The 14,321-nt window shown below is 67.5% G+C and carries 12 protein-coding genes; 1 reads left to right on the plus strand and 11 read right to left on the minus strand.

The window, feature by feature from the left end; translation table 11 throughout:
* Positions 1-23: 23 nt before the first annotated feature.
* Positions 24-164: a hypothetical protein gene (locus tag E5N76_RS30030; RefSeq protein WP_207791864.1), complete on the minus strand. Its 141-nt coding sequence runs from the start codon at positions 162-164 to the stop codon at positions 24-26.
* Between the two features lie 477 nt (positions 165-641).
* Positions 642-2,243, minus strand: a complete 1,602-nt coding sequence (locus E5N76_RS05215) for a flavin-containing monooxygenase (protein ID WP_149536243.1) — start codon at positions 2,241-2,243, stop codon at positions 642-644.
* A gap of 327 nt (positions 2,244-2,570) precedes the next feature.
* Between E5N76_RS05215 and E5N76_RS05220 the strand changes: the two genes are divergently transcribed.
* A complete protein-coding gene (locus E5N76_RS05220) occupies positions 2,571-4,007 on the plus strand; it encodes an NAD-dependent succinate-semialdehyde dehydrogenase (protein WP_149536244.1) in 1,437 nt (478 codons plus the stop codon).
* A gap of 414 nt (positions 4,008-4,421) precedes the next feature.
* Here the strand turns inward: E5N76_RS05220 and nikE are convergent, their stop codons facing one another.
* From nikE to E5N76_RS05265, 9 genes are all read right to left on the minus strand, one after another.
* Positions 4,422-6,083, minus strand: coding sequence for a nickel ABC transporter ATP-binding protein NikE (gene nikE, locus E5N76_RS31235; protein WP_149536245.1), 1,662 nt, complete (start codon positions 6,081-6,083; stop codon positions 4,422-4,424).
* On the minus strand, positions 6,080-6,925 hold the full coding sequence (locus E5N76_RS05230) for an ABC transporter permease (protein WP_149536246.1): 846 nt from the start codon (positions 6,923-6,925) through the stop codon (positions 6,080-6,082). Before E5N76_RS05230 ends, nikE begins: the two co-directional genes overlap by 4 nt.
* Positions 6,922-7,953: an ABC transporter permease gene (locus E5N76_RS05235; protein WP_149536247.1), complete on the minus strand. Its 1,032-nt coding sequence runs from the start codon at positions 7,951-7,953 to the stop codon at positions 6,922-6,924. The genes E5N76_RS05230 and E5N76_RS05235 overlap by 4 nt, the downstream gene beginning before the upstream one ends.
* 4 nt (positions 7,954-7,957) lie before the next feature.
* Positions 7,958-9,568: an ABC transporter substrate-binding protein gene (locus E5N76_RS05240; protein ID WP_149536248.1), complete on the minus strand. Its 1,611-nt coding sequence runs from the start codon at positions 9,566-9,568 to the stop codon at positions 7,958-7,960.
* Positions 9,569-9,754: 186 nt separating this feature from the next.
* Positions 9,755-10,510, minus strand: coding sequence for an SDR family oxidoreductase (locus tag E5N76_RS05245; RefSeq protein WP_149536249.1), 756 nt, complete (start codon positions 10,508-10,510; stop codon positions 9,755-9,757).
* Between the two features lie 84 nt (positions 10,511-10,594).
* Positions 10,595-11,719 (minus strand): alpha/beta fold hydrolase, encoded by a 1,125-nt coding sequence (locus E5N76_RS05250; protein WP_149536250.1) that lies wholly within the window; start codon positions 11,717-11,719, stop codon positions 10,595-10,597.
* Positions 11,716-12,417 carry a phosphoribosyltransferase gene (locus E5N76_RS05255; RefSeq protein ID WP_149536251.1) on the minus strand — a complete coding sequence of 234 codons (702 nt, stop codon included), beginning with the start codon at positions 12,415-12,417 and terminating at the stop codon, positions 11,716-11,718. The genes E5N76_RS05250 and E5N76_RS05255 overlap by 4 nt, the downstream gene beginning before the upstream one ends.
* A gap of 73 nt (positions 12,418-12,490) precedes the next feature.
* A complete protein-coding gene (locus tag E5N76_RS05260; RefSeq protein WP_149536252.1) occupies positions 12,491-13,372 on the minus strand; it encodes an alpha/beta fold hydrolase in 882 nt (293 codons plus the stop codon).
* Between the two features lie 157 nt (positions 13,373-13,529).
* Positions 13,530-14,312: an SDR family oxidoreductase gene (locus E5N76_RS05265; protein ID WP_149536253.1), complete on the minus strand. Its 783-nt coding sequence runs from the start codon at positions 14,310-14,312 to the stop codon at positions 13,530-13,532.
* Positions 14,313-14,321 lie beyond the last annotated feature (9 nt).

A 14,321-nucleotide genomic window follows, 5' to 3' on the forward strand; every position in this document is an offset into this window, starting at 1 on the left:
GTGCCGCAGGCAGCTAGGAGTGGCTACGGGGGAGCCGGCGCCTCGACATCCGTCACCCGCCCTTCAGCATCCACCAGGGCGATATCGATTCCTGCCTTGCGGCAGCGCGGGGCCATCTTCCCGGCTTGCGCCCGCGTCGCCGGCGTATCGGGTACCACAGCCACCTGCCGTGTCCCATCCGGGAGGGGACTTCCAAGCAACTGGCCCACAGCTTCGCACAAGCCCTTCCGCAGGGGGGAAAGCTGGCCGGCATGCCTGCTGTTCACCACGCCGCCCTTGGCCTCGGCGATGGTCCTGCCTGCACCAATGGCGCAGACGACATCGCCGAGGCCGGATTGTAAGGCGATCTCCACCTCTTCGCCCCTGACATTGCGGTACAGCCCGCCATAGGTCGTGCTGCCGATGCCGGAGACGAAGACAAAGCCCTGGCGCTCCAGCCACGGCCGGAACTCGAAGCGCTTTCCGTGCTCCCATCCGGGTGGATGTCGACGCGCCGTGCCCTCGACGTGCGGAGGAGGTGCAGCGCATAGGCGAGCATCACCGCGGCTTCGATCAGGTGATGCTCAATGTCGTCCGGACAGAAGCCCGTGCGATTTGGCGGCGCGGGCTTGGTGGTGATGAGGTCGTCGAACATTCGCTGCTCAGGCCAGGGCTACCTCCCGATACCCCTCCTTCGCAATCCCCTCGCACCATTCCCGGTAAGCTGGGGCGCTGCCGGTATAACGGGCGATGACACGCTGCTGCTTACCGGCGACGTTGCGGTTCACGCCCGTCATCCAGCTATCGACTTCCATGGAGAGCAATCCGACGGCGCAGTCCATCACATGCGCCATCCAGGCGGTGGTGCCCTCCTCCCCGGCTTCCGCTCTCTGCTTCGCCGCGGCCTGCATATGGCCAAGCAGGCGGGAAACCCAGTCCACATTGTACTCGATGCTCCGCGGGATGTTCCCCAGCGCGGTATGCGGCCCGAGCAGCATGAACATGTTCGGGAAGCCCGGCACCATCATGCCGACAAAGCTCCGCGCCCCGCCCGCCCAGGCTTCCTTCAGCGTGCGGCCTTCGGTGCCCCGGAAGTCGATCCGGTCGAAGGCCCCGGTCAGCGCATCGAAGCCGGTGGCGTAGATGATGATGTCGAAGGCGAATTCCCGCTCGGTCGTCTTCAGACCGGTCGGCGTCACCTCGGTGATCGGCGTCGCCCTGGTGTCCACCAGCTCCACATTCGGCTGGTTGTAGACCTCGTAATACCGCGTCTCCAGCGGCACCCGCCTGGTGCCGAAGCCGTGATTCTTGGGGATCAGCATCTCCGCCACCTTCGGGTCCTTCACCCGCTGGCGGATCTTGTTGGCGACGAAGGCGGACATCTCGGCATTCGCTGCGCGGTCCGTCAGCATGTCGCGGAAATTCCCCACCCAGATGCCGAAGCCGGGCGAGTTGTACAACTTCTCCCAGAAGGCCTCGCGCTCCGCCTGGCTCACCTCGAAGGTCGCGCGTGGATCCGGGGTGTGGAGGAAGCAGGAGAAGGTCTCGTCGCAGCGGCGGAAGATCTCGTCATAGCTGGCCTTGATCTCCGCCTGCTCCTCCGGCGTGATCTTGCGGTTGTGCAGCGGCGCGCACCAATTCGGCGTGCGCTGGAAGACAGTGAGATGGCCGGCGGTCTTCGCCACCTCCTGAATGGTCTGCACGCCGGTGGCGCCGGTGCCGATGACGGCGACGCGCTTGCCCTCGAAGCTGATTGGTTCCTTCGGCCAATGCGCGGTGTGGAAGGCACGGCCCTGGAAGCTCTCCATGCCCGGATAGTTCGGCAGGGTTGGGGCGGAGAGCGCGCCGATGGCGGTAATGAGGAAGCGCGCGCTGTGCTGCGCACCGCCTTCCAGCGTCACGGTCCAGGTGAGGCTGGCCTCGTCCCACGCGGCGGCGGTGACGCGGCTGTGGAACTGGATGTCGCGGCGCAGGTCGTACTTGTCGGCGACGAAATTCAGGTAGCGCTCGGTTTCCGGCTGCGGCGCGAAATGTTCCGACCAGCTCCATTCCTGCAGCAGCTCCTTGTCGAAGGAGAAGCCGTAGGAATAGCTCTCGGAATCGAAGCGGGCGCCAGGGTAGCGGTTCCAGTACCAGGTGCCGCCGACGCCGCTGCCGGTCTCGAACACTCTGGCCTTCAGGCCGAGCTGCCGCAGGCGGATGAGCTGGTACAGGCCGGACATGCCGGCGCCGATGATGATGGCGTCGAAATCGGGGGCGGGCATGGCTTGGGTTCCTCCAATTGCTTCAGGCTAGGCCGAGGAGAATGGGGCGAAAAGGGGGAGGGGGCTTTGCGATGGCGCAAGGATGGCGCGGCTCCGCCCCGCCTCTGGGAAAGGGCTCCGTCCTTCGAGGCAGGATCGGCCGGATCGGGGCAGGCGCCTTGGCTGCGTTGCCGTTGGCCGCCAGCACCACCCGGTGCCTCCGCCTCGCCTGGGCCTGAGCGCCGCCCGGCCGGATTGCACCTTCCCGCCCATAGCGGCAGACTGGTCCGGTCGCGGCGACCACCGCGCTATAACCGGCGATTTATATCCGCCCGCGAGGAGAGCCCCATGGCCTATCCCAAGGTCCAGCTTCATATCGACGGCACCTGGCGTGCCGCCCGTTCGGGCAAGACCATCCCCGTGCTGAACCCGGCGACCGAGGAGGTGATCGGCGAGGTCGCCCATGCCGGCAAGGACGACCTGGACGAGGCGCTGGAGGCCGCCGAGCGCGGCTTTGCCGCCTGGAAGAAGGTCTCCGCCTTCGAGCGCGCCAAGCTGATGCGCAAGGCCGCTGACCTGCTCCGCAGCCGCGCCGACGAGATCGCGAAGCTGATGACCATGGAGCAGGGCAAGCCGCTCCCCGAGGCGAAGATGGAGACCCTCGCCGGCGCTGACATCATCGACTGGTTCGCCGAGGAAGCCCGCCGCGCCTATGGCCGCGTCATCCCGGCCCGGGCCGAGGGCGTCTACCAGCTTGTCGTCAAGGAGCCGGTCGGGCCTGTGGCCGCCTTCACCCCCTGGAACTTCCCGATCAACCAGGTGGTTCGCAAGCTCTCGGCCGCCGTCGCCACCGGCTGCTCCATCATCGTCAAGGCGCCGGAGGAGACCCCGGCCTCCCCGGCCGAGCTGGTCCGCTGCTTCATCGATGCCGGCCTGCCGAAGGGCGTCGCCCAGCTCGTCTACGGCATCCCGGCCGAGATCAGCGAATACCTCATCCCGCACCCCGTCATCCGCAAGGTGACCTTCACCGGCTCCACCCCCGTGGGCAAGCAGCTTGCCGCGCTGGCCGGCAAGCACATGAAGCGGGTGACGATGGAGCTCGGCGGCCATGCCCCGGCCATCGTCTTCGACGATGCGGATCTGGATCTGGCGGCAAAGACCCTGGCAGCGGCGAAATTCCGCAATGCTGGCCAGGTCTGCGTCTCGCCCACGCGCTTCCTGGTGCAAGAGAAGCTGTACGCGCCCTTCGTCGAGAAATTCGTCGCGCATGCCAAGGCTGTGAAGGTGGGTGATGGTCTCGAGGCGGGCACGCAGATGGGCCCGCTGGTGCATGACCGCCGCATTCCCTGGGTAGAAGGGCTGATGGCCGACGCCCGCCAGAAGGGCGCCGAGGTCCACACCGGCGGCGAGCGGCTTGGCAATAAGGGCTATTTCTATGCGCCGACCGTGCTGACCGGCGTCGGCAAGGAGGCCCGCATGATGAATGAGGAGCCCTTCGCGCCGGTCGCGATGATTGCTCCCTTCAAGGAATTCGACGAGGTGGTGGAGGAGGCGAATCGTCTGCCCTACGGCCTCGCCAGCTACGCCTTCACCAGCAGCGCCAAGACGGCGAACGCCATCGCCTCGAAGGTGGAGAGCGGGATGATGACGATCAACCATCTCGGCCTGGCGCTGCCGGAAGTGCCCTTCGGTGGCATCAAGGACAGCGGCTATGGCTCCGAGGGCGGGTCGGAGGCGATCGAGGCCTACCTGAACACGAAATTCGTGTCCCAGGCCGGGCTCTGACGCATGCTGGCCGGGGCCATGGCGGGGGGCAGCAAGGCCCCAACCCTGCCAGCGGCTCCGGCCTCCCTGTCTCGCCCTGGCCGGGAGGCTGGCACGACGCGCAATCGGGTCCGCGCTGGCGGCATTGGCCGACCGGACAGGAAGCGTCGCACGGTGTTCCAGGCGAACCACGCCGCCTGCTCGAATAGATCCGCGACTTTACCCCTCAGCGACAATGCTTGGTCCGAGCGGATGATCGTCTTGCTGCTCGGCGTCGCGCCGGCAGGGCCGAGTGCCCGAAGGGAGCCTCAGTCGATCTTCTGCATGTCCATGCGTAAGTGTCAGACAGCGGTAAGCCGCAACAGCACGATGCCTGGGCGGAAAGCGTGCCAAGCCTCTCGCACCGTCTGAGCAGTGCAATGTGGAGGTTCCAGTCTAAACCCCGACGGCCTCCGCCACATCCGGCTCGAAATGCGGGATCGCCTCCAGCAGCTCGCGCGTATAGGCAGCCTGCGGGGCGGCAAAGATGCGGCCACTCGGCCCTTCCTCCACCACCTGGCCAGTCTGCAGCACGATGGTGCGTTCACACATCATGCGTATCACGTTCAGGTCGTGGCTGACGAAAAGGAAACTCAGCCCCTCCTCCCGCCGCAGCCGGTCGAGCAGGGCCAGGATCACCGCCTGGACCGAGACGTCGAGCGCCGCCGTCGGCTCATCCAGCACCAGCAGGCGCGGGCGGCAGGCGATGGCGCGGGCGATGCCGACCCGAGCCTTCTGACCGCCGGAGAGCTGGTGGGGAAAGCGGTGCAGCAACTCCCGCGGCAGGCCGACGCGATCGGCACATTCCTCCACCCGGGCGCGTAGTGCGGGCGTGCGGCCGAAGCCGGCAAGGCGCTGCAGCGGATCGGCGATGGAATCGAAGGCGGAGAAGCGCGGGTTCAGGCTCTCGCCATGGTCCTGGAAGACGAGCTGGATGGCGCGTCGATGCAGGCTTTGGTGGAAATTGCGCGCCGGCAGGGCGCCGATCTCAGCGCCATCGAACAGGATGCTGCCGCTGCTCTGGTCGATCAGTCGGCAGATCAGGCGCGAGAGGGTGGATTTGCCGGAACCGCTCTCACCGACCAAACCAAGGCTCTCCCCGGACTCAAGATGGAAAGAGACGTCGTTCACGGCGGTCGTACCACCGAATCGCTTCACCAGGTTGCGCACTGCCAACAGCCTTCCGCCGCGGGTGGCGGCAGGGGCAGGCAGCGGCGGGGCAGCCGGGATCTCGGTCTCCGTCTCGCCGACCAGGCTGGCGACAGTGGAGTCCCGGGTCGGCGAGGCGGCCACGAGGCGCTGCGTATAGGGGTGTTGCGGCGCGCCGAACAGGCGGCGGGGGGCGGCTTCCTCCACCACCTTGCCGCGCTCCATCACCGCGATCCGGCCGCAATATTGCGCGGCGAGGCCAAGATCATGGGTGATGAGGATCATCGCCATGCCGCGCCGGGCCGTGGTTTCGGCCAGCAGATCCATCACCGTCTTCTGGGTGGTGACGTCGAGGCCGGTGGTGGGCTCGTCAGCGATGAGCAGGGCAGGTTCGCAGGCGATCGCCATGGCAATCATCACCCGCTGGCACATGCCGCCGGAGAGCTCATGCGGATAGGCGTCGAGCCGGGCCCGCGGCTCCCGGATGCGGACTGCCTCCAGCAGGGCCAGGGCCCGGGCCCGGGCCTCCTGCGCCGAGAGCGGTTCATGCGCCCGCAGCACATCGGCGATCTGCAGCCCGACCGGGCGGATGGGGTTCAGCGCGGCGCGGGGATTCTGGAAGATCATGGACATCGCTGCGCCACGCAGCGGCTGCAGGATGCGGCGGGAGGCACGGGTGATGTCCTCGCCGCGGAAGGTGATGCGGCCCTTCGTGATCCGCCCGGCGCGGTCCAGCAGCCGCATCACGGCCAGCGAGGTCACGGACTTGCCGGAGCCGCTCTCGCCGACGATGCCAAGGGTCTCGCCGGCGGCGAGGGAGAGGGAGATGCCGCGGATTGCCTCCACCACGCCATGCCGCGTGGCGAAGCTGACATGCAGATCCTCGATGGAGAGCAGCGGCGCGGTCATGTGCGCATCCGCGGGTCGAGGATGTCCCGCAACCCGTCGCCCAGCAGGTTGAAGCAGAGCACGGCGAGCATCAGTGCAAGGCCGGGGAAGGTGACTAGCCACCATTTGCCGGTGGTGATGAAGCGCGCACCCTCCGCGACCAGGATGCCCCATTCCGGCGTCGGCGGTCGCACGCCGAGGCCAAGGAAGGACAGGCCGGCGGCATTCAGGATGGCCCAGCCGAGGTTGAGCGAGATCTGCACCGCCATGGCCGGCAGGATGTTCGGCAGCAGGAAGCGCAGCACCACCTGGGCGTGAGAATTGCCGGAGGCGCGGGCGGCTTCCACCCAGCCGATATTGCGGCGGACATTCACCTCTGCCCGGGCGAAGCGGATGTAGAAGGGCAAGTTGATCACCGCAGTGGCGATGACGATGTTCTCCACCTGGTTGCCGAAGGCGGCGACCATGGCCATGGCGAGCACGAAAAGGGGGAAGGCCATGAGCACATCGACCAGTCGCCCCACCCAGCGATCGAGCTGCCCGCCGACATAGCCGCAGAAGGCGCCGATGGTGGCGCCGGCGGCGAAGGAGAGGGAGACGGCCGATGCGGCGATCAGCAGGTCCAACCTCGTCGCGGCGATGACGCGGCTGAACACGTCCCGGCCGAGCTGGTCGGTGCCAAACCAGTACCGCGCGGATGGCGGCAGCAGCGCGTTCGGCACGTTGGAGGCGACGGGATCATGGGGCACCAGGGAGGGCCCGAAGATGGCGAGTACGATCAGCAGGCTGGCACCGAACCCGGCAACCAGCGTGACGGGATTGCCGCGCAGCACATAGCCAGCATGACGGAGCGTCGCGCTCATCCGACAGTCACCCGTGGATCGGCAAGGCCGTAGAGCACGTCGATGACGAGGTTCACCATGACGAAGATCATCGCCATCAGCAGCACGAAGCCCTGCACCGGCGCATAGTCCGAGGCGAGCAGAGCATCCAGCGCGTAGGAGGCGACGCCGGGCCAGGAGAAGACCTTCTCCACCAGCACATTGGCGCCGAGCATGGTGGAGAAGACGATGCCCATGATGGTGATGACCGGCAGCAACGCATTGCGCAGCGCATAGACCAGCACGACCCGGCGGCGGGAAAGGCCGAGCGCCTCCCCGGTGCGGATGAAATCGCTGGTCAGCACGGCGAGCATGGAGGCGCGCGTCATCCGCGCCAGCGGCGCCAGCACGAAGAGGGCCATGGTGGCGGCCGGCAGCCAGAGCTGAGAAGCGGCGGCTATCCAGGCTTCCCAATCGCCGACGAGCGCCGCGTCGACGAGCAGGAATCCGGTGACCTCCGGCGGGGTGGAGACAAAGACATCCAGCCGCCCCGTCGGGTCCGGAGCCCAGCCCAGCAGGTAGTAGAAGGCGAAGATCAGCAGCAGGCCGGAAACGAAGGTCGGCATGCAGACGCCGAGGGTGCAGAGCAGCCGGACGCCATGGTCGATGAGCGAGTTCGGCCGCAGCGCGGCGAGGATGCCGAGCGGCAGGGCAAGCGACAGCGCCAGGATCAGAGCGCAGAGCGTCAGCTCCAGCGAGGCCGGCAGCCGACGCTCCAGATCCGCTGCGACCGGCTGGCCGGTGGACATGGATCTGCCGAGATTGCCCTGTGCCAGGTCCGCCAGGTAGTTCACGAGCTGCACCGGGATGGGCTTGTCGAGGCCCATCTCCCGCCGGATCTGTTCGATCTCCTCCTGCCCGGCATTGGGGCCGGAGGCGAAGAACACCGCCGGGTCGCCCGGCAGCACCCGCATCAGCAGGAAGGTGAAGACAGCGACCCCGAACAGGGCCGGCAGCGAGGCCAGCAGCCGCTGCCAGAGCCGCCGCCCGATGCTGCGCAGCACTGCCATGCCGTCAGCTCCGGTAGAGGTCGCGGAAGTCGATCTGGCGATAGTACTGGTAGGTGTAGCCTTCGATCTTCGGCGTCATCACCGCCTCGTGATTCGGTTGCCAAAGGAAGATCTCCGGCACCTCGCGGCCGAGAATGCCAACCATCTTGCGGCACATCTCGGCGTATTTGGCCTGGTCCAGCTCGTACTGCGCCGCCTCGGTCAGCTCATTCACCTCCGTGTTGTTGAAGGCGCTGAAGTTCCAGCGCTGGTCGCGGGTGAAGTAGAGCTTGAGGTAGTAATCCGTCTCGGGCAGCCAAGCGGTGGCACCGTCGATAAACATCGGCATGCGCTTTTCGGCCTGGAAGGTGTTGAACTGCGCATCCGGCAGTTTCTGGATCTCGACGGTGATGCCGATCTTCGCCAGCGCTTCCTTCAGCAGCGCACCGACCGGTTCATTCGCCGCGGCCTGGCTGGCGGAGAGCGCAAAGGTGGTGTTGAAGCCGTTGGGGAAGCCGGCCTCCGTCAGCAGCTGCTTCGCCTTGGCCAGGTTAGTGTGCTGCGGCATCGGAATGGGGAAGTCCGCGGTCGGCGGCAGCTCCGTCCAATCGCCGCCATAAAGCCTGGCGCCGCGGCCGAAGATGGAGGCCTGGAACATGTCCTCATAGGGCAGGGCAGCGGCGATGGCCTGGCGGACCTTGACGTTGTCGAAGGGCGCCATCCTGGTGTTCATCGCTATGTGGGTGAAGCCGTTGGCGATGGGCGTGCCGAAGACCTTCACCCGCCCGCGCTGCTGCAGCGCCGGGATGTCGCTGGCCAGCAGGTCGATGGAGAGGTCGGCATCGCCGCGCTCGATCAGATTGGCCCGGGTGGCGGCTTCCGGCACGGTCTGGCTGATGATGCGTCGGAAATAGGGCAGCTTGCCATCCACCCCCTGCGTCCAATTGTCGTTCCGACGTAGCACCACCTGCTCGCCTGGTTTGAAGCTTTCCACCGTATAGGCGCCGCTGCCCGCGGTGTTCTCCTTCATCCAATTCTGAGCCCAAGGGTCGTCCGCCGTGGCGTGCTTCTTTGCCAGAGTGCTGTTGATGATGATGCAGTAGGGCACGCAAAGATTCATCAGGGCGCGGCGGTCGGGCTTCGGCAGCCGCACCTCGATCGTCATCGGGTCCAGCACGGCGAATTGGTCGGGGCTGGTGTAGCTACTGATCTGAAGCTGGCTCTTGGCCAGGGAGTTGGCGGTGACGTGGCGGTCGAGCGACCACTTCACATCCGCCGCCGTCACCGGGCTGCCATCGTGGAATTTGGCATTCCGGCGCAGCTTGAGGGTGATCTTCAGCCCGTCGGGAGAAACGGTGAAGCTCTCCGCCAGCTCGCCGCGGATATTGGTGTGATCGAAGACGAAGCCGCCGGGGACGGGCTTGCGGCCGAAAGCCACCAGCCGGTCATAGGTGTGCATCGCCAGGCCGAAGGATTCCCGGGTGGATCCCGGCATGGTCAGATCCAGCGTATTGATAGCATTGCCCGTCACCTGACGTAGAGTCTCGGCACGGCTCTGCGCCAGGGCAGGCGTGCCGGCAGCGGCAAGGGCGGCTCCGGCGGTGGTGGCGAACAGGTCCCGGCGGGTGAGATGCATGGTCGGCCTCCGTGTTGCGCTGCACCATGCAAGCTGCATGCCGAGCGCCAGGCGGCGGGCGGCGTGCCGGCCGGGCTGACGGCAAGCAGGATGCCGGTCGCGCAGGCTGCCCGCGGTCCGGAAGAGCTTCGCCGGTGGCGCCGCCTTGGGCAGGATGCCCAGGCGCTGCGAGCGGAAGCGGCAGGCTCAGGCGGCCAGCCAGCCGCCATCCACCACCAGCGTGGTGCCGGTGGTGAAACCGGCCGTCGCCAGATGCAGCACCGCTTCGGCCACCTCCTCCGCCTGGCCGAAGCGCTTCATGGCGTGGCGGTTTCGGGACGTCTCCATCGCCGCCGCCGGGTCCGGCCGCCGTTCGAAGCTGCGGCGGAGCAGGGGCGTGTCAATTGCCCCGGGCACCACCGCATTCACCCGGATGCCATCGGCGGCGAAATCCAGTGCCATGGTCCGCGTCAGGCCGAGAATGGCGCCTTTGGCAGCGATATAGGCGCTGTTGCCGGCGCCGCCGGCGAAGGCGAGCTGGGATGAGGTGGTGATGATCGCCCCGCCGCCTTGCCGCTGCATGGCCGGAATCACCGCCCGTGCCCAGAGCCAGGTGCCGCCGACATGCACGCGGAAGACGGCGTCCCAATCCTCGGGCGCGGTCGTCAGCACCGTGCCCCCGACGGAAAACCCCGCCGCAGCGTAGAGCAGGTCAATCCGCCCGAACCGCGCAAGAATCGCCGCCGCATCCACCGCCGCTGCGTCGGGCGCGCCGACATCGGAGCAGCGGGTCATCGCTTCGCCGCCCAAGGCGGCGATCTCGGCCGCCACCGCCTCGGCCGCCGCCGCGTCGCGGTCGACCAGCGCCAGTTTCGCGCCTTCCCGGGCGAAGAGCAGTGCTGTGGCGCGGCCGATGCCCGAGCCGCCGCCGGTGATCACCGCAACCTGTTCCTGCAGCTTCATCGCCCTCTCCTCGAGATGAGATCCTGCTCGAGCGATGCAAGAACGGGGCGAGAAAGGGTTGCAGCTTCTTGCGCCGCCTGGCGCCTACGCCCGCAGGAATTCCAGCAGCGCCGAGATGACTGCCGCAGGCTGTTCCTGCTGCACCCAATGCCCGGCGCCGGGGATCAGGGACACGCGCGCCATCCGCGTGCAGGCCTCACGCTGCATGCGCTCCAGCGCCCCGGGCGTCTGATGGATGCCCCAATCGTTGGCGCCGGCGATGAAGGTGGCGGGGATCTCGATCCGGCACCCGGCGAAAAGTTCGGTCTCGGCCTCAAAGAGGCGGCTGGTGCGGCAGCGATACCAGTTCAGCCCGCCCTGAAAGCCGGTGCGGCCATACTCCGTGGCATAGACCTGCAACTCCGCCTCCGGCAGCCAGGCACAGGCGGCGATCTCGGCCGCCGAGGGCATCTCCGGCGCCACCTGCGCCGCCATGCCGCAATCGAGGTCCATGACGTAATAGCGCGGCAGCTTCACCAGCTCCTCCGCGCTCCAGGCGGCGAGGGGGAAGGGCCGGTTTGGCGCCCAATCGGCGCTCTTCACATGGTAGTAGGCGCGCAGAAAGGCAGGCAGCCCCTGCGGCGCCTGCCACATCTCGGCATTGGCCGGACGAGTGGAATAGTACCATTGATAGTGCTTGCGTCCGAGCGCAGCGAGCGCCGCATGAACATCCGTCGCCGGGGGCGGCGGCGCCTCCCCCAGAGGTAAAGGCGGGATGCCGGTGAAGGGCGCGCTCATCAGCGCCACCCGGTGGAAGATGTCGGGCCGCAGCAGCGCGCACCAGGCCGCGACGGGGGAGCCGAAATCATGCCCGACCACCGCCGCGGCCTTCCGGTGGCCGAGGGCGGCGACCAGCCCCAACACGTCCCGCACCAGGCTGAAGATACGGAAGGGGGCGAGATCGGTGTCGTAATCGGCGCTCCAGCCCAGGGTGCGGCCATAGCCACGTTGGTCCGGCGCCACCACATGGTAGCCGGCCTCGGCCAGGGCCGGCATCACCTTGCGCCAGGAATAGGCCAGTTCCGGAAAGCCGTGCAGCAGCAGCAGAAGCGGGCGGCCGGGTTGCTCGTGCCCCGCTTCCAGCAGGTGCAGGGTCAGGCCGTTGATGCCGGCAATGTGCCGTGCACGGATGCCGGCCGGCAGCAATGCTGCTTCGAGCGGTGTGATCATGGCGTCCTCCTGGTCTCACCATGATGCCTGAGCGGGAAAGCGATGTCGCGGGGCGCGGTGGCCTCCAGGGGCAACCAGCCTTCCGGGCTGCGGCGGAACAGCGGCGTCGCGCAGGCGGCGACGATCGGCATTGCCAGCGGCCAGGTGGCGCGCCAGCGATCCCCCTGCGCCATGGCGACGCAGAAGGCCACCGGCATGCAGCCCGCGCGTGCCAATAGGGCCAGGGCGGCGAGGGCGGAGCGGCCGGTGGAGATCACGTCGTCCACCACCAGCACGCGACGCCCGGCCAATCTCGGCAGAAGGCGCGGGTCGAGCCACATCCGCCGCTCGCCCGGGCTGGTGGAGGAGGCAAGCGGGACGGAGAGCGCCTCCTCATACCACAGCTTGCGGGAATAGCCGGGGGCGACCCAATTCCGGTGGCCCAGCGTTTCCGCCACCAGCGAGCCGAAGACATGGCCGAGGGTGGGCAGCCCCACCACCACCTCCGGCGCGAAGGGCACCGTCGCCTCGGCCATCCATCGGGCCAATTGGCGGGCCACCGGGAAGCTCGCCTGGTTGGCGATGAGGCCGCCGACGGCGATCTCGCCGTAATCCCGCAGTGGCAGGCGCAGCGCGCGGCCGTCCGGCATCCTGGCCAGCATGTCCGCTTGGCGTGGCCCGTCCGGGGCAAGGGCTTCGAATCCCTGCCAGAATTCCATCAGCGGCGGAGGCGGAAGAACGGGGGCGTCGCAGGCATCGGATCGATTCCGTGAAGGCCGAGGCGGCCCGGGGTCATGACACTTTCATCACCTCGGCGGGGTTGGCGCGCGGGTCGCGCCGATCCCAGCGCCCGGCTTCGACCGTCGCGATGAACTCGGCGAGGAAGCGGTTGAAGAGCTCCGGCTCCTCGAGGTTCAAGGTATGGCCGGTTTTCGGGAAGACAGCGAGGCCGGCGCGCGGGACGACCCGCTTCAGATAAAGCGCGGGCTGCAGGCAGTGGTCATCCTCATCGCCGGTCATCACCAGGGTCGGCAAATCCATGGCCCGGAAGCCGGCTTCGAGGTCGTAGAGCGAGGGGCGGCGGGCCTGCACGCCGCGCATGGTGGCGGCTGAGCCGGCGCTGGAATGCTCGCCGAGCTGGGTCGCGAATTCCTGCCAGCCGCGCGGATCCTTGTTCTGGTATTGCACGCGGGAGGCGCCGATGGCGTAGGTCGGCGCAAAGGCCTCGGCGCCCTGGCTTTCGAAGCCCTCGGCGACGGCGAGCGAGACGCCGCGGAAATACTCTTCGAATTGCTTCTCCGCGCCGTAACCGGCGCCGGCCGCCACGATGGAAAGGGCGCGGTCCGCATGGGTCAGGCCGAAATGCAAGGCGCAGAAGCCGCCCATGGAGAGCCCGACGATATGCGCCCTGGCGACGCCGAGCGCGTCCAGCACGGCGAGCGCATCGGCGACGGCGATGGCCTGGCTGTAGCGCTCGATCTCCGCCGGGATATCGGATGGCGGGTAGCCGCGCGCGGCATAGGTGATGCAGCGATGGCGGCGGGCGAAGGCGCGGAGCTGCGGCTCCCAGCTTCGATGGTCGCCGCCGAATTCGTGGATGAAGAGGATCGGAGTGCCGCTGCCGGCTTCCTCGACCCAGAGTTTCACGCCGTCAGGCGCGGTGATGTGGGGCATGGTTGACCTTCAATTGGTGGCCCCGCGAAGGCGAGTGCGGGGTGCCAGGGATATTGCCGTGATGGATAGGATCGCGTCCGGGCGCGCCTAGGAGTGCACGGCAGCCGCCCCTGCACGCTCGATACGACGTCACATCGAGCCTGGCGCCATCGCGCATCTAGATGATGCTCCCGCGGGAGGCGATGCCGCCATCGATGGTGACGATGGTGCCGGTGATGTAGCCGGCACGCGGCGAAGCAAGGAAAAGAATGAGGTCCGCCACCTCCTCTGCCGTCGCCGGCCGCTTGCCCGGGTATTTGTCGAACAGCTCCTGCCAACGTCCTTCCTCGCCATACCAGTCGAGGGCACGCCGCTTCATCAACTTCACCATGCGATCGGTCGCCACAGGCCCGGGATTAACCCCCACCACCCGGACGCCATGGTCCAGTGAGACGGCGCCGAGCGCCTTGGTGAAAGCCATCAGGCTGGCATTACCGGCGGAGCCTGCAATGTAGCGCGCATCGAAATTCTCGCCGGAATTGCCGATATCGTTCACGATGACGCCGTGGCCACGTGTCACCATCCGGCCGTAGTAGACCCGGGTCAGGCTGATATAGCCGAACACCTTCAGATCCCAGCCGCGGCGCCAGGCGGCATCGTCCACCACATCGATAGGGCCGGCCGGGATATCGCCGGCATTGTTCACCAGGATCTCCACCTCGCCAACCGCGGCGGCCAGGGCCTGCATGGCGGCATCGTTCGAGAGATCCATGGCGTGGCAGGTGACGGCGACATCGTACTTCGCCCGGATCGCGCCGCGGGCCGCCTCCAGCAGCTCGGCGGAACGGGCGGCGAGGTGAAGGTGGCAGCCCTCGGCGGCAAAGGCCTCGGCGCAGGCAAGGCCGATGCCCTTGGAGGCGCCGGTGATCAGCACCGTGGCGCCGGCAAGCTTCATGTCCATGGTCGCAAG

This window comes from Siccirubricoccus phaeus, from assembly GCF_008360935.1.
GTDB lineage: Bacteria > Pseudomonadota > Alphaproteobacteria > Acetobacterales > Acetobacteraceae > Siccirubricoccus > Siccirubricoccus phaeus.